Raw genomic sequence first — 21205 nt, 5'->3', positions numbered from 1 at the left:
ACGAAACCTCGTTTGCCTTTCCGCCTCATTCACAGGCAATCTCCGGCGCCTGGCTGATGCGTCCGACGCGCGGGCCAGACTGGGACGCCGCCTCGCTTCGCGAGAGGACTACAGGCGTCTCGATGTCCGCCCGGCGGACCGCACTGCAACAGATCGAACGCACGCGCAGGAGCCGCTGCAATGGCCGATGTGATTCCGACTCCCAAGGCGACCCGGCGCGACTGGATCGGGCTCGGCGTGCTGTCCATCGCATGCCTGCTTTACTCGATGGACCTCACGGTCCTGAATATCGCGATCCCGCATCTCACGGCCGACCTCAAGCCGACCGCCGCACAGCTTCTCTGGATCGTCGACATCTACGGCTTCCTCGTCGCCGGATCGCTGGTGACGATGGGTACGCTGGGCGACCGTATCGGCCGGCGGAAAGTCCTGCTCGTCGGCGCGGCCGCCTTCGGCGCGATCTCGGTTTTCGCCGCATTCGCGACCACCCCGAACATGCTGATCCTCGCCCGCGGATTGATGGGGATTTCGGCGGCCGCGCTTGCGCCGTCCACGCTTTCGCTGATCCGCAACATGTTCCTCGACGATCGCGAGCGGACGATCGCGATCGGCCTCTGGATCGCGAGCTTCTCGGCCGGCGGCGCCATCGGACCGCTCGTCGGCGGCCTGCTGCTGGAGCATTTCTGGTGGGGTTCGGTGCTGCTGCTGAACGCCCCGGTGATGCTGGTGCTGCTCATGCTCGGACCGGTCCTGTTGCCCGAGTTCAAGGATCCGAATGCCGGCCGCCTCGACATTTTGAGCGCGGCGATGTCGGTGGTCGCGGTGCTGTCGGTCATCTGGGGCCTGAAGCATGTCGCAGTCTATGGACCGGGCGTCCTGGCATTCACGGCGCTCGTGGTCGGCCTCTTCGTCGGCGCGCTGTTCGTCCGCAGGCAGCTCCGGCTGCCGGAACCCTTGATCGACCTGTCGCTGTTCCGCATCCCCGCGATCGGCGCATCGCTGACGGTCAACATCCTCGGCCTGTTCGCGATCTTCGGCATCTTCCTGGTGATCACACAGTATTTCCAGCTCGTGCTCGGCATGGGGCCGCTCGAGGCCGGGATCTGGATGGCGCCCTCGGGTGTCGCATTCGCGCTCGGCTCGCTGATCACGCCCTGGCTGACGGCGCGGTTCCGCCCGTGCCAGATCATCGCGGGCGGCTTCCTCTCGGCCGCGCTCGGCTTCGTGTTGATGGCGGGGGTCGGTACTGGCCAGGGCTGGTTCATGCTGGCCGGTCTGATCGCCATGAGCGTGGGCTTCTCACCGATCGCCACGATCACGACCGACCTCGTCATGGCATCGGTCGAGCCCGAGCGCGCGGGTGCGGCCTCGGCGATCTCCGAGACGAGCTTCGAATTCGGCGGCGCGCTCGGCATCGCCGTCCTGGGCAGCCTGTTCTCGGCCGCCTACCGGACCCTGATGGACGGCATCCAGATCCCCGGCGTCGGCGCGGAACAGCTCGCCTATGCGCAGGACACGCTCGGCGGGGCGCTGTCGGTCGCGGCCGAGGCACCGAGCGCGTCGACGGCACAGCTCGCCGATCTCGCGCGCGACGCCTTCGTGCAATCGCTGGTGATGACCTCGGCGATCTGCGCCGTGATCGCGCTCGCGACCGCGCTGTTTGCCCTGCGCGCGCTTCGCGGCCCGCACGACCGCAGCCCGGCAGACAGACCGGTCCACGCTTAGGGGTCTGTACTCACATGGATAGCGGTCCGACACAGCCGTCGGGCGGTTTTGACCTCACCCCGCAGGGGCGCGGTCCCTGCGGCCGGCTGATGCGTCGCGGTCCGTTGCAAACCGACATGGTTTGCTGCCGGCCCGCTCCTGCCATCCGACCACATGGCCTCGCGTCGGATCGCTACCCATTATGAGTACAGACCCTAAAAGTTCAGGAGATCGACGCCCATCGCCAGCACGACGTAGCGGGCAAGCTTTCCGATCGTGACGAGGACCAGGAACAGCCGGAAGTCGGTGCGGAGCAATCCTGCGATCGCGGTGATCAGATCGCCGAAGAACGGCGCCCACGACATCAGCAGGATCCAGCTGCCATAGCGCTCGAAATGATCCGACGCCCGCGCCAGCTGAGCCTCGTTGGCGGGAAACCATTTCTTGCCCGCGAGTTCCGAGACGAAATAACCGACCACGTAGTTGACGATCGCGCCGAGCACGTTGCCCGCGGTCGCGGAGGCGACAAGAAGCATCGTGTCCCCCTGCTTGTTCGCCAGCAGGCCCGCAAGGACAATCTCCGAGGATCCCGGCAGGAACGGCAGGAAGGTGCCGGCGATCAGCGCCGCCGTAAACATCGAGCCGTAGACCCAGAACTCACTCACTTGCGGCGCCCCTTTCGCGCTGTCTTGCCATGCCCGACATAAGCTGTCGTCGGTACAGGCAGATGAAGTGGTTCAAAGTTTTGACGGGAAACGGACTTTTACGCGGGTGCGGCCTTGGCGCGCTGCGGCTGCCGGGCTCCTTTCAGCAATTCCGCAACCTGGTCGGATAAGTCGCTGTCCTTGAAAGGCTTGTGCAAAATCGGCTCCGACGCAAATTCGCCGAGCGCAGTCAGGTCAGCATAGCCGGTCACGAAGAGGATCGGCACGTTCGGCCGCCTCTTGCGAGCAGCGCGGGCGACCTCGGCGCCGTTCATGCCGGGCATCGCGAAATCGAGGATCAGCATGTCGAAGCCGGCATCCTCCTCGAAGGCGAGGAGCGCCGCCGGGCCGTTGGCCGCCTGCTGCACGGAATAGCCGAACTCCTCCAGCTTCATCGCGGTGACTTCCCGGACGAGATCGTCGTCGTCGACGAGAAGGATGGAGGGAACGGTCGTGGAGGCACGACGCGCCGTTTTTGGTGTCTTCGCCACCGTCACGTCCTCGGTGGAACGAGGCAGGAATACCTGGACGGTCGTCCCTCGCCCTTCGCCGGTCTCGATACGCACGCCGCCGCCCGATTGCTGGGCGAAGCCGAGCACCTGACTGAGGCCGAGGCCCGAACCCTTGCCGACTTCCTTGGTCGTGAAGAACGGCTCGAAGACGCGCGACAGAACTTCCGAGCTCATGCCGGAGCCCGAATCGCTGACCGAGACGACAACGTAGTCGCCCGGCGCCGGCTCTTCGGGACGCGTCGCCGGTTCGGTGACCTCAGCATTCGACGTCTCGACCTTCAGCAACCCGCCGACTTCCATCGCGTCGCGCGCATTGATCGCGAGGTTGAGGATAATGAGTTCCATCTGCGTCGGGTCGACCAGCGCCGGCCAGAGGTCGTCCTCGAGCACGATGTCGACCGCAACGCTGCCCCCCATCGAGCTTTGCAGCAGCTCGCGCATGCCGAGTACGGTCTCGTTGAGATTGACCGCTTTAGGCGCGAGCCGCTGGCGTCGGGAAAATGCAAGAAGCTGCGCGACCAGCGAGGCGCCGCGCTCTGCCGCCATGCGCATATTGGCGAGACGCTTGTGCAGCGGCCCCTCGGTCACGGTCCGCTCGGCGAAGCTCAGATTGCCGAGGATGACGGTCAGCAGATTGTTGAAATCGTGCGCGACGCCGGAGGTCAGCTGTCCCACCGCCTCCAGGCGTTGGACCTGGCGGAGTGTCGCCTCCACGCGCTCGCGCTCGTCGATCTGCGACAGGAGCTGGAAGTTGACGAGCGCAAGCTCGCCGGTGCGTTCCTCGATGCGCCGCTCGAGCGCGTCTTCCGCGAGCTTGCTTTCGGTGATGTCGACATTGCAGCCGACATAACCGAGGAACTTGCCCTCGGGCCCGGACAGGCGCGGCGCGCCCTCGCAGCGCAACCAGCGGACCTCGCCCATGGCATCGCGAACGCGAACGTCCTGCCGGAATGGCTCCTGCTCGGCAATCGCACGCAGGAACGCGGACTGGAAGGCGGGCACGTCCTCGGGGATGATGATCTCGGTCCAGCCATTGCCGAGCATCTCGACAGCCGGACGGCCGAAGACACGTTCGTAATGCCGATTGGCGAAGGTGATCTGGCCAGCAGGATCGCTCAGCCAGATCAAAGCCGGCGCGCTATCCGCCATAGTGCGGAACCGCTCTTCGCTTTCGCGCAATGTCTGTTCCGAACGACGGCGCGCGGTCACGTCGATCAATGTGCCGTTCGCGCGGATCGGCGTGCCATCCTCGTCGACGGACAGGCGGCCGGTTGCCGTCACCCACACTTCCTCGCCCGTATCAGCGCGAATAATGCGGAACTCCGCCTCATAATGTCCGTTGCCCTTGCCGCTGCAGAACAGGTCATATTCCGCCTGCACCCACCCGCGATCTTCAGGATGGATCCGCTCCGCCAACAGATCGGCCCGCGCCGGGCTATCCTGCGGCAGGCCGAGAATGGCGCGGAATTCGGGCGACCACGTCCTGGCGCCGGTCCTGGCGTCGGAGTCCCAGATTCCGAGACCTGTGGCCTGGACGGCGAGCCTGAGACGAGACTCGCTTTCCCTGAGATCGGCCTGACGATGCGCCAGAGTGTCGGCCGCGCTCCTGAGACTATCGGCGACGGCGTTGATCTCACGGATCTTGGTGTGCGGGACATTGACCGGTTCGCCGGCGCCGAGCGCGCTCGCTCCGCGAGCCAAGGCCTCTACCGGTCGAGAAATGCCACGGGCCACGCTCGCAGATAGCAGAGCGGCCAACAGCATGAAGATGATCCCGGTCAGCGCCGCCAGCGCGAGCGTGCTCGTGATCGTCGTCAGCAATTGCGCACGAGGTACTGAAACGCCGAAGGTCCAGCGATAGGCCGGGGAGCGGCTGAAGGCGACGAGAGTCGGGCGGCCTTCGAACGAGAAACTTTCGACGATGCCTTCGTCGGCCTTCTCCATCTCGGCGATGACCGGCGCGCTTGGCTGGCTGCCGATCACGACCTCGCTGCGATAGCTTCGCGCGACGACGTTCTTTTCGGCATCCAGGATATTGCCGATCCAGCCCGGTGGCAGATTCTGATCGGCCAGGATCTTGCTGAGGACCGTGGGCGTCATCGCATAGGATAAGGCGTAACGCGTTTGCCCCCCGATCCTTATCGGGGTGTCGATGGTGATGACCGCCTGATCAGGCGTCCGGTTTCGCAGGAGATTGGAAACGACCGTTTCGCCAGATTGCAGTTTCCGCCAGGAAGCCGGATCGGGTGCGAAACTGGGTAGCGGCGAACCCAGAGGGCGAGATGTGTTGACGAGTTGCTGACCGTTCTGGTCCGAAAGAACAATCCAGGTCTCTCGGCCGTCGGTCACGCTTCGGGCCTGCTGGTCGAAGGCGATGAAATCGCCATTCGCGATATACGGCGAGGTCGCCAGCGCCTTGCTCAGCGCCGCCGCCTGCCCGAGCTGGCGGTCGACAACCAGTGACAGTGCGCGTGCCGTCTCGGCAAGCTGCCGCTCGAACGAAGCGCGAGACTGCCGGTAGGAATCCCAGATCAGCAGGCCGCCAATGAGGATGCCGGGCAGCAAGAGGCCAAGCGTCAACAAAGCGAGGCGGCCGCGGATCGTCGTGATCAGAGGCTTGCTGTTCGACACTGCCAGGGCCTCATCCCGGTGAACACAGACTCATACGAGCCCTGCGAATTTAGAATACCGGGGGGCGGCGCGGTCAACCGAACTGTCGCCGCGGCTATCCGATTCCGAAGTTTGCGCTAGGTCTTGGCGGGTTTTTGCCGGTTGGTGAATCTCGCGTTTCCGAGGCCCGTTCCCATGGTCAGGACGCCCCAGCTCGTGACGTCGTGCATGAACGGCACTTCGCTCAGCCCCTGCACCACCGCGTCGTTATGCAAGACGATCGCAGTCTCGTAACCCTCGATCTTCGGGATCGCCTCCTTGAGCAGCGTCGGCAGGTGGAACTTGCTCGACGCCCAATTGCCGGGAAGATTCTGCGATCCGCGCTCGATCGTGCCGTCATCATTGATCAAGCCTGGACAGCCGATGCCGATGAACGGCGCGAGCTGGATGTCGTTTTTTTTCGCCTTCGCGATGAGGTCCTCAAGCATTTCGATGAGGCGCTCGACCGCTTCCTCGCGCGTCGGCTTGTCGTCCCGGTGCCGCCACAGATCGAAGAACGCGACCTCCGCCTGCGATGCGTCCTGAGCCTTTTTGAGATTGGTGCAAACGACGCCTGAGCGGATGTTCGTGCCGCCGATATCGACGGCGATGATCCCGTCGTGGCCGGAAAACATCCATGCCGGCGCGAGATGGATTGCCCCGATCAATCCCGCCTCGTCTGGATGATAGTGGATCGGCCTAAGGTCGATCGCGTGGTCCTGCTCCTTGAGCATCACAGCGGCGCGGCCAATGGCGAGTTCGCCGACCCGGCTATCGCGCAGGCCACCGCCGATCGCGATCCGCTCGGTATCCTTCCAGCCCTTGAGTTTCATGAAGCGCCGGATGACGAAGGCGAGTTCGTTGGCAAATTTCTCGATCGTGCCCAGGACGATGCCCGCGGCTTCCAGATCACCGTTCGCGAGGAGCTTATCGAGCTTCTTCTTGGAAATCTCGAGACTTGGCTCGTCACCGAGCGGATCGGCCCCATTTTTGCGATGCGGCTTCCGAAGCTCTTCCAGAAGTCCGCGGAACGCCTTGTTCGAGGCACGGTCCCCGACGAAGCCCTCCTCGTCCTTGACCTCGAGATTGTAGCTGTCGAGCACGACGCTCGGCAGGTTCGCCGCGCCATGAGGCGCGAGTCCGGGAGAGATTCCGGTCTGGTCGTTCACATCCGCCCCCATAGGATCGATCAACGCGATGCGGACGCGGTCAGCATCGGCTGGAACGTGATCCTGGAGCGGATCACCAGCGCTTTTTCCTGGCGCGCGCCGCGATATTCCTCGTAGCAGAGGTCGATATCGAGCCCGCGGCGGCCCGCTTCGCGCATCAACAGGTCGAGCTCACCCGATGTCAGCCGGCCGGAGATGGCCTTCTGCAACTGTTCGTTGGTCAGTTCGCCGACATTCATCCCGCAATCCCTGCCCCGTCATTGAAACGTCACGACGTGATTGAAGAACGCGGTCTTCGAAGCCACGTTCCTTCCAGCTTGAAAGAAAGCTTCCGGGCTGGCTTCCTGCACACGAACACGTGACGCTTTTGCGCCGAGAAAAAGCGCATGTTCGCCGCGTCTGCACAGCAGGTTGGGAGACCTCCGCATGACTGACTTGACCCGCCGCGCAGCGCTGGCCACCGGAGCAGCCGCCGCGCTCGCGTCCCTGATTTCCCCCACCCCCAGTCTCGCAGTCGCACCGCCCAGCGGCCGGCAGGCCCCGGGCGTCTATCGATATCGTGTCGGCGATTTCGAGATGACCTCGATCAGCGACGGCGTCGGCATCCGCAAGCTGGACGACACCTTCGTGCGGAATGCGACTGTCGACCAGGTGAAGGCGGCGCTGGAAGAGGCGTTCCTGCCAACCGACAGGCTCACGATTCCATATACCCAACTGGTGGTGAACACGGGCGGCAGGCTGGTGCTGCTCGATGCAGGCACAGGCGCGCGCATCTCGCTGGAGACCGCCGGCCTGATGATGGACAACATGGCCGCAGCCGGTATCGACCCGCGCGCGATCGACACCGTCATCATCTCCCATTTCCACGCCGACCACATCTTCGGCCTGGTGACCCGGGATGGCCAGCCTGCCTTCCCGAATGCGGAAGTCCTGGTTCCGGAACCGGAATGGGCATTCTGGACCGACGAGGGCCAGGCGAGTCGCGCCACCGAGAGGCTGAAGACGCAGTTCGAGAGCATCCAGAAGACCTTCGAGCCGGTCCGGAAGGTCGTGAAGCAATACAGGGGCGACACCGAGATCTTGCCCGGCATCGAGGCGATCTCAGCCCGCGGCCACACGCCGGGCCATATGGTCTTCCGCGTGTCGTCCGGCTCGGATCAACTCCTGGTCCTGTCCGACACGACCAATCATCCCGCGCTGTTCGTCCGCAATCCGGGCTGGCATGCGATGTTCGACATGGACCCGGAGATGGCAGAGGCGTCGCGCCGACGCATCCTCGACATGGCGGCCGCGGACCGGACGCGGGTGCAGAGCTACCACTTCCCGTTCCCGGCGACCGGTCACATCGCCAAGGACGGCGATCGCTACGCCTTCGTGCCATCCGCCTGGACCTCGGTGCTCTAGGCTCAGGGCCTAATCCTGGCGCTGCTTCATCTGCCGTGGGCGGCTCATTCGGGCGCGGCGATACGAATAGGACGTGTTCCGACCGGAGCGCCGGTCGCGCGGTCGATGGTGACGGGATCGATCTCCGTTCCTGTCTCGGCGTCGAAGAAACGGGTCACCTTGCCGCCGTCGCGATGCTTGCGTCCCCACGCGCCGATCGCAAACAGAACCGGCAGAAAGTCGCGGCCTGCTTCCGTCAGCACATACTCGTCCCGTGGCGGACGGTCGGAATAGCGGCGTTTCTCCAGCAGCCCCTCCTCGGTCAGTGACGAAAGCCGCCCCGTCAGCATCGTCGGCGCGATACCGAGGCTCTTGCGAAAATCATCGAAGCGGGTCAGCCCCGCATGGGCGTCGCGCATGATCAGCATGCTCCAGGCGTCCCCCACAAGCGCCAGGCTGCGGGCGATCAGGCATGGCTGGTTCGAAAGATTCTTCATGTCGATATCTTTTTGGTAGTGACTTGATACTTATTTGATAGTAACTGCTCGTTCACCGATGTTCCATGACAAAATGAAAGCGGAAGCCGATGAGCAAGACAGAACGCGGCATTGCCCTGGTCACGGGTGCCTCCTCCGGCATCGGGCTGGTGACGGCGCAGGCGCTGCGGCGCGATGGCTACCGTGTCTTCGGCACCAGCCGAAAGCCGATGCCCGATACCCCGGATGGGATCACGATGCTGGCCTGTGACGTGATCAACGATGCATCCGTGCAAAACGTCGTCGACGAGGTCCTGAGCCGCGCGGGGCGGATCGATCTTCTGGTCAATAACGCCGGTCTCGGCCTCTTAGGGGGCGCTGAGGAATCATCGGTTGCACAGGTGCAAGCCCTGTTCGACGTCAATCTGTTCGGCGTCATCCGCATGACCAATGCGGTGTTGCCGTCGATGCGGCGCCGCAGCAAAGGGCGCATCATCAACATCGGCTCGATCTTGGGCCTCATACCTGCGCCGTATGCGGCTCACTATTCAGCAGCAAAACACGCAATTGAGGGCTATTCGGAATCACTGGATCACGAGGTTCGCGCCTTCAATATTCGCGTCTCGGTTATCGAGCCGGCGTTCGTTCGTACTGTCTTCGACCAGAATGGGATTAAGCCGGATTCCATCTTGAATGAATATGATGGCGCTCGAGCCGACCTCGACGCGCTCCTTCGCGATGTGATGCCAAAAGCCGATCTGCCAGAAGTCGTGGCCGCTGTGGTCGTCAAGGCCGCGACCGATGCCCGTCCGCGACGCCGCTATACCTCTGGCAAGGCAGCGCAGCAGATCAGCATACTGCGCCGGTTTGCCCCCGCAGAGATATTCGACAAGAGCTTGCGCAAGCAGTTCCGCTTGCCGGTCTGACGGCATTGCGCAGTCTACCTGCTTGCCAGAACCGAAAGTCAGTCCGATGAAATCTTTCCTGCTCGATCGCTATACGAAAGGCGCGCTGCGGCTTGGCGAAGGTCCCGAGCCGGAATTGCGTGAGAACGACGTCATGGTCGAGATTCATGCGGCCGGCGTGAACGTCCTGGACAACAAGATCAGGGACGGAGAGTTCAAGCTCATCCTGCCCTACCGCCTTCCGCTGGTGCTGGGCAACGATGTAGCGGGCGTCGTGGTCCGGGTCGGGGCCAATGTCCGGCGGTTCAAGCCCGGTGACGAGGTCTATGCACGTCCGGCCCAGGATCGCATCGGGACATTCGCGGAGTATATCGCCATGGACGAGGCGGATGTCGCGATGAAGCCGGCCAATCTGACCATGGAAGAGGCCGCATCCATTCCGCTTGTCGCCCTGACGGCATGGCAGGTGCTTGTCGAGCGGGCGAACTTGCAGAAGGGGCAGAAGGTCCTGATCCATGCCGGCTCGGGCGGCGTGGGTACGATCGCGATCCAGCTTGCCAAGCATCTCGGGGCATATGTGGCCACGACCACGAGCACGGCGAATATCGCCCTTGTGAAAAGTCTCGGCGCGGACGTCGTGGTCGATTACAAGAACGACGACTTCGAGAAAGTGCTGCAGGGCTATGACGTCGTGCTGAACAGCCTCGGGACGGACACACTGGAGAAATCCCTTGCTGTGCTGAAGTCGGGCGGGATCCTGATCTCGATTTCCGGTCCGCCCGATCCGGACTTCGCGAAGCAGAACGGCTCCGGCTGGTTGCTTCGACAGGTCATGCGCCTGCTTAGCTCCGGCATCAGGAGAAAATCGAAACGCCGAGGGATCAGCTATTCGTTCCTCTTCATGACAGCGAACGGCGGGCAGCTCGGGAAGATCACCTCCCTGATCGAGGCGGGTGACATACGCCCGGTGATGGACCGGGTCTTCCCGTTCGAGAGGACCAACGAGGCACTGGCCTATGTCGAAACGGGTCGTGCGAAGGGAAAAGTCGTCGTCGCCGTAAAGTGACGTCTGGGGCAGCTGTTATCTTCTGGCTCTGATCAATGAGTCCCTGAGCCTAGGGCGCGGTTTCGGCGGCAATCCAGGCCGCGTAGCGGGGATCGACCAGACCGACCGGTAATTCGAGGATGGCCGGCGTGTCATAGGGATGCGCCGCCCTCACCGCCTCCATCAGCGCCTCAAGACGAGCCCTCCGCGTCTTGAGGATCATCACCACCTCTCCGGCACGCTCGACGGCGCCCCGCCAGGCATAGATCGACACCATTCCGGGCAGGATGTTGACGCAGGCGCAGAGCTTTGCCTCCACCAGAGCGCGTCCAGCCTGTTCAGCATCCGTTAGGCGCGGCCATGTGGTGTAGACGAGAACCGTTTCCTGCATGTAAGGCTCCTGTATGAGCTCCGCGCATACCCCGATGGATACAGTCGATTTCGATGGCTTGCAGCCGGAGCCCCGCCAATCGGGTCCGCGGTTCAGCCGTGTCGCGTTCATCGCAAGCGGAGCCGAGGAGGCGCAAGCGGCCTGCCGGCGTCTCGCCCATACATACGGCAACACCCCGCCGGAAAGCGCCGACGTCGTCGTCGCGCTCGGTGGCGACGGCCTGATGCTGCAGACCATGCACCGCTTCATGTCGCGCGGCATCCCGATCTACGGCATGAATCGCGGCACGGTCGGCTTCCTGATGAACGACTTCCGCGAGGAAGGCCTCCTGGAGCGACTGGAGGTGTCTGTGCCGACGGTCATCAAGCCGCTCGTCATGCATGTGCTCGACATCGATGGCCATCGCCATTTCGCCCGCGCGATCAACGAGGTATCGCTTTACCGTCAGACTTTCCAGGCGGCGAAGCTCGAACTATGGGTGGACGGGCAGATCCGGATGAAGGAGCTGATCGGCGACGGCGCGCTGGTGGCGACGCCCGCCGGCTCGACCGCCTACAATCATTCGGCTTACGGCCCGATCGTGCCGCTGAACTCGAATCTCCTGGCGCTGACGCCGCTCAATCCGTTCCGGCCGAAGCGCTGGCGCGGCGCGCTCCTCCCCGATCGTTCGGAAGTCCGGTTCGGTGTGCTCGATCCCATCAAGCGGCCCGTGGCGGCGGTTGCCGATCACACCGAATTCCGCAATGCCAAGGAAGTCGTGATCCGGCTCGATCGCGACCGCAGCATGGTCATGCTGCACGATCCCGATCACGGCATGGACGAGCGTATCATCGCGGAACAATTCGCGGCCGCTCAAACCTTGCGTTAACCCTGCGCAGGCAAAGTCCCGAAGCTGGTATCCGCATCTCGCGGATGCGCCGGGGCCGTTATGATCCGGGTCGACTTCAACAAGCTCCGCTTTCTCGTCATCGACGACAATGCGCATATGCGCCGTATCCTGCGGACGCTGCTCCACAGCTTCGGCTCCCGCGAGGTCTATGAAGCGGAAGACGGCGCGGCGGGGCTCGAAGCCTACACGACCTATCTGCCCGACATCGTCATCACCGACTGGGCCATGCCGATCTTCGACGGTCTCGAACTGACCGCGATGATCCGGAAACCGGGCGCAAACTCAAACCCTTATGCGCCGATCATCATGCTGACCGGCCATTCGGAAAAGAGCCGCGTGCTCCGCGCGCGAGATGCCGGCGTCACCGAATTCCTGTGCAAGCCGATCTCGGCGAAATCGCTCTACCAGCGCATCCTGAACGTGGTCGTGAATCCGCGTCCGTTCGTCCAGACCAAGGACTATTTCGGGCCCGATCGACGGCGCACCCAATCGGCCAATTATCTCGGTCCGGAACGCCGTACGGCTGAAGTCGTCGAGCTGATCGAACAGCAACCCCTCTACCACAAGGCCCGCGAAGCGATATGAGCAGCTTGAAGAGCAGAAGCCGCCGCGAGGACAAGGTGGAGACTGTGGTTCACAAGGACCACAAGGTCATCACGCCGCCGGCCACTCTCCGCAAACGCGCGATGACGATCGGCGGTCCGGGCGGGGTGGACACGTTCGACATGGCGGCGCTGGAGCGCGCGGAAGCGGCTCTCGTCGAGCTGGAGAAGGAATTCTCCGGCTGGATGGTACTCGAAATCGACCATCTCGAAGAAGCACGGGTGAAGCTTCGCGAAACGCCTGCCGACGACGAGGCCCGCCAGATCCTTTACCGCGCCGGACACGATATCCGCGGTCAGGGCAAGACGTTCGGCTATCCGCTGGCCGCCGAGTTCGCCGACGGAATGTGCGACTTGATTGAAGGCGCCGAGGAGATCGACCAGACCGTGCTCGATCTCGTCGACGGCCATGTCGACGCAATCCGCGCCGTTGTCCGCAACGATGTCCGCAATGGCGGCGACGACATTGCCCGCAGCCTCGTCACCTCGCTCCGCACGGCCCGCGAGCGCATCATCGGTGTCGACCGCTTCGTGAAGATCAACGTCGAGCACTGAGCCTGCAAGCCTGCCCTTGTGACAGGCTTGTTGAAAACCTGTGGGAAAGCGGTGATTAAGCCGCTGCCAACCTCAACGGCTCGGCGTAAGCCTGCAGCCTCTCGCGCGCCTCGTACCGGGCGGCTTCGGTGGCAATCCGGCTCAGCAGATTGATTGCTTGGCCCAGTTCTCGCGGGTGATTTTCCGCGGCTTGCAGGGCCCGCTCCGCGGCTTGCTTCCGGCCAGCAGCGATCGAAAGGTCGCGCCGGTCGCTGTCGTACCAACTTGCCAATCCGGCCTGGAAGACCGTGAGATAGGGCTCCGGGAAACCGGCGCTCCGATAAAGGGCGCGGAAGCCCGCACGCTCCGGCTCTTCGAGGAAGCGCTCGACGCGGTGGAGCTCCATGCCCGTGAGCTCCGCGAACGCCGACCGTACGAAGCCGAGATCCCCACGCAGAAGGGCCTTCAGGACAAGACCCGTGGTCAGCTGCTCGCTAGTGCGAAGATGGCTGACGAGACCCGGCACGTTGTGGGCTTCCTCTCCCGCGAGCATCAAGGTGGCGCGCTGGGCGGCATCCTCCGTGAGCTGGCGAACACGCTCCTTTCCGATCTGGAATTCACGCTCCGCAACCCGGCCCAGGCTATGGGCGAGCCTGAGAAGCAGTATCTGCCGCTCACTGATCGGAAGATCGTTGCGATTCAACAGGATCGAGCGGATTTCGTGATCGTTGCCGTAACGCTGTGTCAGCCGGGCGAAGACGCCCGGGGTAAATTTCGCCTCGGCATTCTGAAGCAGGACCACGCAAGCGCGGGGGCCCGCGATTTCGCCGATCGCCGCCGCAAGGGCCGCGCTCAAGTCCGGACGACATGCGATCGCGGCCTGGACCTCTTCTCCGCGCGTGGCGAGAATCTCGATCAGATCCTGATCGTTCAGAACCGGAGAGCGCTGCAGGACCGGCATCGCGATATCCGGAGCATCATGGGCGAGCGCCAGAACGATGTGACGCGGAGCGGCTGGGTGCGAAGCGAAGGCCTCGGCGATGTTCTGGCGGACATCGAGGCAACGATCTTCGAGGAGGAGCGTCAGCGCTGCCGCGGCGCGCTCGCGTTCTCCTGGAATGAGATCGGAATAGAGATAGACCCGCGCCAATGCCCCGGCGGCTTCCGCGCGGAGATCGGGCATCGCGGTCGGTGCCCATGCAAGGAAACGCTGGACGATCATCGCCTTACACCCCTTTTGTGGTCTGGTTTCCGGCCTGTTGCTCGCCGGATTTTCTGTACGACGAGAGATCGAGCGGCATGCCCGTGTTGTTGGTAGCGCGAACGGGGCCGGTCCCGTTCGAGGCGCTTGCCGGTGCCTGCAGACCCGACCAGATGCCCTGGACATAGGCGGATACCGGCGGACGGCGGTTGGTCGAGAACAGGGAATTGAACAATGGGCCCTGATTGGCATAGCTCGCCGTCGGATAAAGCGGCTGAGCCTGGCTCGCCGCCATCAGGGTCTGGCCGCTGGTGTAGCTCGGCACGGCCGGCGTGCCGTCGTGCTTCTTCACCAAACCCGCGAGCACTTCCGAGGAACTGCGCGGTTGGCCCTTGTTGTAGAAGATCGTTGGGTTGGCGGCGGCCGCGTCCGGGAACGCCTTTGCCGCCGACGCGGCGGGATTGGAGGACGCGAGCCTGATCAGGTCGATCGCGCCTTGGGCACCAAGGAAATGAGCCGCATAAAGCTCGCCATCGCTCGGCGGACGGCGCAGCGCGGCCGTCATGGTCTCTTCGTTGCGCTGGGTGAAGGCGCCGGCCATAACCGACGAGATCTGCGGATCGTAACGGAGAGCGAGGATGTCTTCCTTCTGCTCCGGATCCTTGACCGTGAACCGGCCGGACGGCGTCCTGGTGATCGCGTCGGCCTGGCCGTCGAGGCCGTATTTCGGTCCCTCCTCCTTCACCATCTGCAGCCAGGTCTGCTCGGTGAACTGGAACATGCCGGCGGCGGAAGAACCCTTGGCCTTGGCCGACGGGTCCATGCTCGACTCGCGCATCGCAGTTTTGACGAGGTAGTCGAAGCCCGCGCCCGTCGCCGAAGCCGCCCGGCGCAGGGCGCCGGAAACGCTTTGGGTGACTGAACTGACGGACCAGTTGCTCATAGTTGCGGCGGCACCAGACGGTGGAATCGGGCTATTTCCTGCCCGCCGCGAGCTTCGGCCGCTTATGGTAAACGAGACGTTAACAACGGTTAACGTTGCACACACCAAGGCCGGTCAATCGTCAGTATTCTCCTGTGCCACCTCGGTGAATACCGGCAGCGCCCGGTCGACCATTGCATCCGAGGCCGTGAGACTGATGCGGAAATACTCTGGCAAGTTCATGAAGCCACCGGGCAAGACCAGTACATCCCGCTCCGCCAGCGCCTGCCAAAACAGGTTGGGGGCGCCTTTGGGCCATTTGCTCCAGATATAGAATGTGCCTTCCGGGACCAGCGGGCCATATCCCGCCGTATCCAGAACGGAAATCAGCCGGTCGCGGCGACTGGTCAGCGCGTTCAGGTCGATCGACAGCGTTTCGAGATCCGGCACGGCGTATTGCATGACAGCGTTGGGGAAACACCAGCCAAGCGCCATCTGCGCGACCAGCATGGAGTCCCGGATCGCCTGGCGATCGGACGGAGGCATCAGGGGAGAGATCGCGAGATAGCCGATGCGCTGGCCCGGGGCGAGCAGGACTTTACCGTAGCTGTATGAAATCAGGGTCCAGGGATAGAGGGTAGCCGGACTGACGAAGCCTCTGCCGTCGAACCGGAGTCGCCGATAGGGCTCGTCCGAAAGCAGATAGATCCGGTGGCCGACCCGTCGGGACGCACGCTCCAGCAAGTCCGCCAGTTCTGCAAGCGTGGCACGGTCGCAGATGCGGCCGGTCGGATTGTGCGGCGTGTTGACGATGACCAGCCGCGTTTTCGGGCTGATCGCCGCCTCGATCGCGGCAAGGTCGAGATCGAACGCGGGCGGCTTGAGGCGGACCTTCCGCGGCACCACGCCGGCTGCGAGCAGCATCGGCTCATAGCAGAACCAAGCGGGCTCGGAGAAGATCGCCTCGTCGCCGGCGTCGAGCACCATATGGATCGCAACATTGATCGCGGCGAACGCACCGGCCGTCAGCGCGATATCGGCGGGTTCGAATTTCAAACCCAGTTCGCGACCGGCATGTTCGGCAATGAAGGCCTGCGGCTCGGCCTCGCTCGCCTTATAGGCGAACCAGTCCTTGTTCCGCGGCACGGCCCGAGCGCGGATCGCATCGCCGATCCCGGCCAAGGGCATCTCGTTCGGATTGCCGAAGGTGAGGTCGGAGAGGTCGGGATTTCGGCGCCGTTCGCCGCACTCCATGAAAAAGCGGCCGATTGCCGAGGCGGCTGCATTCGCGGCAGCGATGCGATTTGAGACCATTCTTCCGCTCCCCCATTCGCCGAGACGTCAGAGGCAGATACGCACCGCCGGCGCGGGCTCCATCCGTCGACGATAGCGGAGAACGAGGATCAGCGCTGAAGTCTGTTCATCTCGAAGAGGCTCGCGACCTCGGCATAATCTGCGCGGTAGCCGCAGCGCGCGATCGGACGGGCGGCGGCGGTGTCGAACAGCCCATCGACCAGATAGGCGCGGTCGATGTGGACGCCGACGACCTGGCCGAGGATGAGGTATCGGCCGAGCTTCTGCCCGTCGAGGTCCTTCAGCTCGATGATGTCGAGCAGACGGCATTCGAGCGCCGCCGGGCTCTTCGCCACCCGTGGCGCCCTGACGATCTGCGACGGCGCAGGGTCTAGCCCGGCCTCCCGCATCTCGTCGACGCCGTGCGGATGCGGCGCGCCCGTCGCATTCATCGCCTCGGCCAGGGGCATGGTCGCGAGGTTGAAGACGAATTCCTTCGTCGCCTCGATGTTCGTGACGCTGTCTTTCCAACCTTCGCTGGAGAAGCCGATGATCGGCGGCACGGACGAGAAGGCGTTGAAGAAACTGTAGGGGGCGAGATTGACCCGCCCCTTTAGATCCACTGACGAAATCCAGCCGATCGGACGCGGCGCGATGATTGCCTTGAACGGATCGTGCGGGAGCCTGTGCCCCTTGGCCGGTTCGTAGAAGTGGATGTCCTCGCTCACCCGATCCACCGGGTCGCGATCTCGTCGAGCGGCGGACGCGGACGGTCTGCCGGTACCATGTCGCTCGAACCGATATGGATGAAGCCGGCCACCTTTTCCGTCGACGACAGGCCGAGCAGTTCCGCGACACGACGGTCGTAGGAGCCCCAGCCGGTCAGCCAGTTGGCCTTGAACCCGAGTGCATGAGCCGCCGCGACAAGGTTCATGCAGGCGGCGCCGACCGAAAGGTTCTGCTCCCATTCCGGGATCTTCACATGCGGCCCGGAGCGGCTGACGACGACCACGGTCAGCGGCGCGTCGAACTTCTTCTCGTCTTCCGACAGTTTCTGGCGGTCGGCATCCGGGCGTTCGGCCAGGGCAAGCTCGGTCAGCTTTGCCGAGAAGGTCTTGCGGGCGGGTCCCTCGATCAGGATGAACCGCCAGGGCGCGAGCTTGCCGTGATCCGGCACGCGGCTCGCGGCGGTGAGCATTTGCTCGAGCTGTTCCTTGGAAGGGCCGGGTTCGGTGAGCGTGAACGCAGGCACGGAACGGCGGGTGAGCAGAAGGTCGATGGCTTCGGGCATGTACTCTCCAGATATGTCACACCTCTTCGCAAAATCCGGCACAGTGGGCAACGCCGACCGTCGTTGTCTTGCAAATGCCCCGGTTTCGTGAAAACCCATTTCCATGCTGATCACGGAAATGCGACGCCTCGCGCGCAGCCTTCTGGTCTCGGTGCTGGTGGCGGTCTCCGCCCCGTCGCTCGTCCACGCGCAGTCGAACTCGCTTGCCGATCCCGGAATGAATCTTCCGGCTCCTGGTATCGATCTGTCGCCGGGCAGCAGCATCGTAAGTCCGGATGGTCTTCGCCGCGGAACGCTCGCCCCGGTCAGCCCGTCGTCGATGACGAAGACGGTGCTGAGCCTCCAGGCCTTCTTCTTCGAAGGATCGGACGCGATCAATGCCGGCCTGCGCTGGCGCATCTTCTCCGATCAGGCGGACGTCAACGGCAACCACGCGCTCGTCGTCGAAACGACCGATTCGCGCCCGCTAGTGACACTCGATCCCGGCGGCTACATCGTCCATGTCAGCTATGGACTCGCGACCGTCACGCGCCCCGTGGTGCTAGGTACCGGCGCTGAAAGCCAGCGCATCGTGCTCAATGCCGGCGCGATCCGCTTCACCGGCAGCGTCGCCAACAAGGCGATTCCGGCCAAGGATCTCAGCTTCGAGATTCATCGCACCGAAGGGGAGATGGAGCGGCTGATCGCCGACAGGATCAAGGCCGGCGATATCGTGCGCCTGCCGGCTGGCTCCTACCAGATCACGTCCACCTACGGACAGGCGAATGCCCGTGTCGTCTCCGAGGTCCGGGTTGAGCCCGGCAAGCTGACGGACGCCGCGGTTCTGCACAAAGCGGCCCATGTCGCGCTTCGTCTCGTCGGCGCGGGCGGGATCGAGATCCAGAACGCCAACTGGAACATCCTCACACCCGGCGGCGACGCCGTGACCGATACCCTCAACAGCACGCGCGATATCATTCTGGCCGAAGGCGAATATGTCGCCGTGGCGCGCGTCGACGGACAGCCTCAACCGTTCCAAAAGCCGTTCGAAGTCTCCGCCGGCAAGAACGCGCGGATCGACGTCCTGGCGCGGTGAGTCTTGCCTCTCCCAAAGGGAGAGGTCGGCACGACGCGACAGCGTCGGCCGGTTAGACTTCTCGATGGAACGCCGTCGAGCCTGACCGAGAGGGCAGTCCCCTCACCCCGCTCCAAGCCTTCCGGCTTGAGTCGGCCCTCTCCCAGTGGGAGAGGGTGATCCCCGCGCCTAACGTTCGTCCGGCGCCTTCGCCTCTTCGACCAGCGCCTTGATCGCGTCGTCGAGCGTCGACGGAGTCTGGTCCGGCGAGCCGAGGCGGCGGATCGACAGGGTCCGCTCCGCTGCTTCCTTCCGGCCGATCACCGCCAGCACCGGCACCTTGGCCAGCGAGTGCTCGCGCACCTTGTAGGTGATCTTCTCGTTGCGAAGATCGGCCTCCGCGCGGAGCCCTGCCTTCTTCATCGCCGCGACCACGTCATGGGCGTAGTCGTCCGCGTCCTGCGTGATGGTCGCGACCATGACCTGGACCGGCGACAGCCAGAGCGGAAACGCGCCGGCATGCTGCTCGATCAGGATACCGGTGAAACGCTCCAGCGAGCCGAACATCGCGCGGTGCAGCATGACCGGCTGCACTTTCTCGCCCGAAGGGGCGATGTAGAAGGCGCCGAGACGTCCCGGCATGTTGAAGTCGACCTGCAGGGTGCCACATTGCCAATCGCGGCCGATCGCATCGCGCAGCACGTATTCGAGCTTCGGCCCGTAGAACGCGCCCTCGCCCGCATTGATCGTATACGGGCGGCCGGACTTCCGGAGCGCCCCTTCGAGCGCCTCTTCCGCACTGTCCCACACCTCGTCCGAGCCGATGCGCTTGTCCGGCCGGGTGGAGAGCTTGATCCGCACGTCCTCGAAGCCGAAGTCGTGATAGATCGACAGGATCAGGTCGTTAACCTTCAGACACTCCTCGAGCAGCTGCTCTGCGGTGCAGAAGACATGCGCATCGTCCTGGGTGAACGAGCGCACGCGAAGCAGGCCATGCAACGCGCCCGACGGCTCGTAGCGATGCACCTTTCCGAATTCGGCCAGCTTCGTCGGCAGGTCGCGATAGCTCTTCAGCCCGTTCTTGAAGATGCAGATATGACCCGGGCAGTTCATCGGCTTCAGGGCGTAGACACGCTCGTCCTCGGTCTTCGTCGTGAACATGTGGTCATGGTAGGTCTGCCAATGACCCGAGGTCTCCCAGAGACTCCGGTCCATCATGTCCGGAGAATTCACCTCGGTGTAGCCGGCCGCGTTCTGACGGCGGCGCATATAGGCGATCAGCATCTGGAAGAGCGTCCAGCCCTTCGGATGCCAGAACACCGAGCCGGGCGCCTCCTCCTGGAAGTGGAAGAGATCCATCTCGCGGCCGAGCTTGCGATGGTCGCGGCGCTCGGCCTCCTCGATCTGGTGCAGATAGGCGTCCAGCTCATCCTGCGTGGCGAAAGCCGTGCCGTAGATGCGCTGGAGCTGCGGATTGTTGGAATCGCCGCGCCAGTACGCGCCCGCGACCTTGGTCAGCTTGAACGCATTGCCGACCTTGCCGGTCGAGGTCATGTGTGGGCCGCGGCAGAGGTCGAGCCATTCGCCCTGCTTGTAGATCTTCAGTTCCTGCCCGGCCGGGATCGCGTCGACGAGCTCGATCTTGAAGGTCTCGCCCTTTTTGCGGAAGAATTCCTTCGCCTCGTCGCGCGACCAGATCTCCTTGGTGAAGGGGCGGTCGCGGCCGATGATCTCGCGCATCTTCTTCTCGATGGCGGCCAGGTCCTCGATAGAGAAGGGCTCCTCGCGGAAGAAGTCGTAATAGAAGCCGTTCTCGATCACCGGGCCGATGGTGACCTGGGTGCCGGGGAACAGATCCTGCACCGCCTCGGCCAGCACGTGGGCGGCGTCGTGGCGGATCAGTTCGAGCGCGCGCGGGTCGTCGCGGCCGACGAAGTCGATCTTCGAGTCGGCGACGATCTCGTCGGCGAGATCGTGAAGGGTGCCGTTGAGGGCCATCGCGACGGTGCGCTTCGCGAGCGATGGCGAGATGGCCTTGGCGACGTCGAGACCCGTGGAGCCCGCGGGATATTCACGCGCGGCACCATCGGGGAATGTAAGGATTGGCATGACAAGAACCTCAATCGCTCAGCCCTGCAAACCAAGCAGGTAAGCGGTTATCGGGAGGAGGCGCGTTGCGCCCTGCGATCGGTGCGGTAGGCCATGTGCCGGCCGGTCCAGCGCCCGTAGCGCCACGGCATATACCAGCGTCCGTTAACGGGCAATTGCTCCGGAACCGGGTCGATACCGGCCGGCCCGAGCGGATGGCAGCGACAGAGCCGTGCCGTCGTCATCCAGCCGCCCGCCCAGGCGCCATGCCTCTCGATCGCCTCGACAGCGAAGGTCGAGCAGGTCGGCTCATAGCGACAGCGCGGCCCGATCACGGGCGAGATCGCGTTGCGGTAGACCCAGATCGGCGCGAGGAGCAGGTGTTTCATCATG

The 21205-nt window shown here is 63.8% G+C and carries 20 protein-coding genes and 1 pseudogene; 8 read left to right on the top strand and 13 right to left on the bottom strand.

Features of this window, described 5'->3' with window-relative positions:
* Window positions 1-180 precede the first annotated feature (180 nt).
* Window positions 181-1725, top strand: coding sequence for an MFS transporter (locus ACFPFW_RS08840; protein ID WP_114957611.1), 1545 nt, complete (start codon window positions 181-183; stop codon window positions 1723-1725).
* Between the two features lie 194 nt (window positions 1726-1919).
* Here the strand turns inward: ACFPFW_RS08840 and ACFPFW_RS08835 are convergent, their stop codons facing one another.
* The 4 genes from ACFPFW_RS08835 to ACFPFW_RS08820 form a co-directional block, all read right to left on the bottom strand.
* Window positions 1920-2369, bottom strand: coding sequence for a YqaA family protein (locus ACFPFW_RS08835; protein ID WP_379770333.1), 450 nt, complete (start codon window positions 2367-2369; stop codon window positions 1920-1922).
* A gap of 98 nt (window positions 2370-2467) precedes the next feature.
* Window positions 2468-5551 (bottom strand): PAS domain S-box protein, encoded by a 3084-nt coding sequence (locus ACFPFW_RS08830; RefSeq protein WP_114957610.1) that lies wholly within the window; start codon window positions 5549-5551, stop codon window positions 2468-2470.
* 116 nt (window positions 5552-5667) lie between these two features.
* A complete protein-coding gene (locus ACFPFW_RS08825; protein ID WP_162799727.1) occupies window positions 5668-6738 on the bottom strand; it encodes an ROK family protein in 1071 nt (356 codons plus the stop codon).
* A gap of 20 nt (window positions 6739-6758) precedes the next feature.
* Complete coding sequence (locus ACFPFW_RS08820) at window positions 6759-6977, bottom strand: hypothetical protein (RefSeq protein ID WP_114957608.1); 219 nt, start codon at window positions 6975-6977, stop codon at window positions 6759-6761.
* A 187-nt stretch (window positions 6978-7164) separates the two neighbouring features.
* Here ACFPFW_RS08820 and ACFPFW_RS08815 point away from each other — a divergent pair, with 187 nt between their 5' ends.
* Window positions 7165-8142, top strand: a complete 978-nt coding sequence (locus tag ACFPFW_RS08815; RefSeq protein WP_114957607.1) for an MBL fold metallo-hydrolase — start codon at window positions 7165-7167, stop codon at window positions 8140-8142.
* Window positions 8143-8158: 16 nt separating this feature from the next.
* Here ACFPFW_RS08815 and ACFPFW_RS08810 read toward each other — a convergent pair.
* Window positions 8159-8618 (bottom strand): annotated as a pseudogene (locus ACFPFW_RS08810) (winged helix-turn-helix transcriptional regulator); the annotation flags it as partial.
* Window positions 8619-8707: 89 nt separating this feature from the next.
* Here ACFPFW_RS08810 and ACFPFW_RS08805 point away from each other — a divergent pair.
* Window positions 8708-9523, top strand: a complete 816-nt coding sequence (locus ACFPFW_RS08805) for an oxidoreductase (RefSeq protein WP_114957605.1) — start codon at window positions 8708-8710, stop codon at window positions 9521-9523.
* A 46-nt stretch (window positions 9524-9569) separates the two neighbouring features.
* A complete protein-coding gene (locus tag ACFPFW_RS08800) occupies window positions 9570-10568 on the top strand; it encodes an NADP-dependent oxidoreductase (protein WP_114957604.1) in 999 nt (332 codons plus the stop codon).
* Window positions 10569-10617: 49 nt separating this feature from the next.
* Here the strand turns inward: ACFPFW_RS08800 and cutA are convergent, their stop codons facing one another.
* Window positions 10618-10938 (bottom strand): divalent-cation tolerance protein CutA, encoded by a 321-nt coding sequence (cutA, locus tag ACFPFW_RS08795; RefSeq protein ID WP_114957603.1) that lies wholly within the window; start codon window positions 10936-10938, stop codon window positions 10618-10620.
* Window positions 10939-10972: 34 nt separating this feature from the next.
* Between cutA and ACFPFW_RS08790 the strand changes: the two genes are divergently transcribed.
* The 3 genes from ACFPFW_RS08790 to ACFPFW_RS08780 are packed head-to-tail and all read left to right on the top strand — an operon-like array spanning window position 10973 to window position 12984.
* A complete protein-coding gene (locus ACFPFW_RS08790) occupies window positions 10973-11806 on the top strand; it encodes an NAD kinase (protein ID WP_114957655.1) in 834 nt (277 codons plus the stop codon).
* Window positions 11807-11866: 60 nt separating this feature from the next.
* On the top strand, window positions 11867-12412 hold the full coding sequence (locus ACFPFW_RS08785; RefSeq protein ID WP_114957602.1) for a response regulator transcription factor: 546 nt from the start codon (window positions 11867-11869) through the stop codon (window positions 12410-12412).
* Window positions 12409-12984 carry an Hpt domain-containing protein gene (locus ACFPFW_RS08780; RefSeq protein ID WP_114957601.1) on the top strand — a complete coding sequence of 192 codons (576 nt, stop codon included), beginning with the start codon at window positions 12409-12411 and terminating at the stop codon, window positions 12982-12984. The genes ACFPFW_RS08785 and ACFPFW_RS08780 overlap by 4 nt, the downstream gene beginning before the upstream one ends.
* Before the next feature lie 55 nt (window positions 12985-13039).
* On the opposite strand, the gene ACFPFW_RS08775 is transcribed toward ACFPFW_RS08780, so the two are convergent.
* The 5 genes from ACFPFW_RS08775 to ACFPFW_RS08755 form a co-directional block, all read right to left on the bottom strand.
* Window positions 13040-14185, bottom strand: coding sequence for a DUF2336 domain-containing protein (locus tag ACFPFW_RS08775; RefSeq protein WP_162799726.1), 1146 nt, complete (start codon window positions 14183-14185; stop codon window positions 13040-13042).
* 4 nt (window positions 14186-14189) lie between these two features.
* On the bottom strand, window positions 14190-15107 hold the full coding sequence (locus ACFPFW_RS08770; RefSeq protein WP_162799725.1) for a lytic transglycosylase domain-containing protein: 918 nt from the start codon (window positions 15105-15107) through the stop codon (window positions 14190-14192).
* A gap of 114 nt (window positions 15108-15221) precedes the next feature.
* The gene (locus ACFPFW_RS08765) at window positions 15222-16400 is read right to left on the bottom strand and encodes an aminotransferase class I/II-fold pyridoxal phosphate-dependent enzyme (protein ID WP_114957599.1); all 1179 of its coding nucleotides are present in this window, start codon (window positions 16398-16400) and stop codon (window positions 15222-15224) included.
* A gap of 89 nt (window positions 16401-16489) precedes the next feature.
* Entirely contained in the window at window positions 16490-17107 is a 618-nt protein-coding gene (locus ACFPFW_RS08760) for a flavin reductase family protein (RefSeq protein WP_114957654.1), read from the bottom strand.
* Window positions 17104-17670: a nitroreductase family protein gene (locus ACFPFW_RS08755; RefSeq protein ID WP_114957598.1), complete on the bottom strand. Its 567-nt coding sequence runs from the start codon at window positions 17668-17670 to the stop codon at window positions 17104-17106. The genes ACFPFW_RS08760 and ACFPFW_RS08755 overlap by 4 nt, the downstream gene beginning before the upstream one ends.
* A 103-nt stretch (window positions 17671-17773) precedes the next feature.
* Between ACFPFW_RS08755 and ACFPFW_RS08750 the strand changes: the two genes are divergently transcribed.
* Complete coding sequence (locus tag ACFPFW_RS08750) at window positions 17774-18745, top strand: hypothetical protein (protein WP_114957597.1); 972 nt, start codon at window positions 17774-17776, stop codon at window positions 18743-18745.
* Window positions 18746-18913: 168 nt separating this feature from the next.
* On the opposite strand, the gene thrS is transcribed toward ACFPFW_RS08750, so the two are convergent.
* Both thrS and yidD read right to left on the bottom strand, forming a co-directional pair.
* Complete coding sequence (gene thrS / locus ACFPFW_RS08745; RefSeq protein WP_114957596.1) at window positions 18914-20833, bottom strand: threonine--tRNA ligase; 1920 nt, start codon at window positions 20831-20833, stop codon at window positions 18914-18916.
* Window positions 20834-20880: 47 nt separating this feature from the next.
* Window positions 20881-21204 carry a membrane protein insertion efficiency factor YidD gene (gene yidD / locus ACFPFW_RS08740; RefSeq protein ID WP_379770320.1) on the bottom strand — a complete coding sequence of 108 codons (324 nt, stop codon included), beginning with the start codon at window positions 21202-21204 and terminating at the stop codon, window positions 20881-20883.
* Window position 21205 lies beyond the last annotated feature (1 nt).

This window comes from Flaviflagellibacter deserti (assembly GCF_042652085.1).
GTDB lineage: Bacteria > Pseudomonadota > Alphaproteobacteria > Rhizobiales > Methylopilaceae > Flaviflagellibacter > Flaviflagellibacter deserti.
Note: the sequence above shows the minus strand (reverse complement) of the source record. Positions and strands in the feature narration are given on the sequence as shown.

Excerpts from the sequence above, each read along its gene's own strand:
- ACFPFW_RS08840 (WP_114957611.1), top strand. The coding sequence starts at position 181 with ATGGCCGATGTGATTCCGACTCCCAAGGCGACCCGGCGCGACTGGATC.
- ACFPFW_RS08820 (WP_114957608.1), bottom strand. The coding sequence starts at position 6,977 with ATGAATGTCGGCGAACTGACCAACGAACAGTTGCAGAAGGCCATCTCC.
- ACFPFW_RS08815 (WP_114957607.1), top strand. The coding sequence starts at position 7,165 with ATGACTGACTTGACCCGCCGCGCAGCGCTGGCCACCGGAGCAGCCGCC.
- ACFPFW_RS08805 (WP_114957605.1), top strand. The coding sequence starts at position 8,708 with ATGAGCAAGACAGAACGCGGCATTGCCCTGGTCACGGGTGCCTCCTCC.
- ACFPFW_RS08800 (WP_114957604.1), top strand. The coding sequence starts at position 9,570 with ATGAAATCTTTCCTGCTCGATCGCTATACGAAAGGCGCGCTGCGGCTT.
- cutA (WP_114957603.1), bottom strand. The coding sequence starts at position 10,938 with ATGCAGGAAACGGTTCTCGTCTACACCACATGGCCGCGCCTAACGGAT.
- ACFPFW_RS08790 (WP_114957655.1), top strand. The coding sequence starts at position 10,973 with ATGGATACAGTCGATTTCGATGGCTTGCAGCCGGAGCCCCGCCAATCG.
- ACFPFW_RS08785 (WP_114957602.1), top strand. The coding sequence starts at position 11,867 with ATGATCCGGGTCGACTTCAACAAGCTCCGCTTTCTCGTCATCGACGAC.
- ACFPFW_RS08780 (WP_114957601.1), top strand. The coding sequence starts at position 12,409 with ATGAGCAGCTTGAAGAGCAGAAGCCGCCGCGAGGACAAGGTGGAGACT.
- ACFPFW_RS08775 (WP_162799726.1), bottom strand. The coding sequence starts at position 14,185 with ATGATCGTCCAGCGTTTCCTTGCATGGGCACCGACCGCGATGCCCGAT.
- ACFPFW_RS08770 (WP_162799725.1), bottom strand. The coding sequence starts at position 15,107 with ATGAGCAACTGGTCCGTCAGTTCAGTCACCCAAAGCGTTTCCGGCGCC.
- ACFPFW_RS08765 (WP_114957599.1), bottom strand. The coding sequence starts at position 16,400 with ATGGTCTCAAATCGCATCGCTGCCGCGAATGCAGCCGCCTCGGCAATC.
- ACFPFW_RS08755 (WP_114957598.1), bottom strand. The coding sequence starts at position 17,670 with ATGCCCGAAGCCATCGACCTTCTGCTCACCCGCCGTTCCGTGCCTGCG.
- ACFPFW_RS08750 (WP_114957597.1), top strand. The coding sequence starts at position 17,774 with ATGCTGATCACGGAAATGCGACGCCTCGCGCGCAGCCTTCTGGTCTCG.
- thrS (WP_114957596.1), bottom strand. The coding sequence starts at position 20,833 with ATGCCAATCCTTACATTCCCCGATGGTGCCGCGCGTGAATATCCCGCG.
- yidD (WP_379770320.1), bottom strand. The coding sequence starts at position 21,204 with ATGATGAAACACCTGCTCCTCGCGCCGATCTGGGTCTACCGCAACGCG.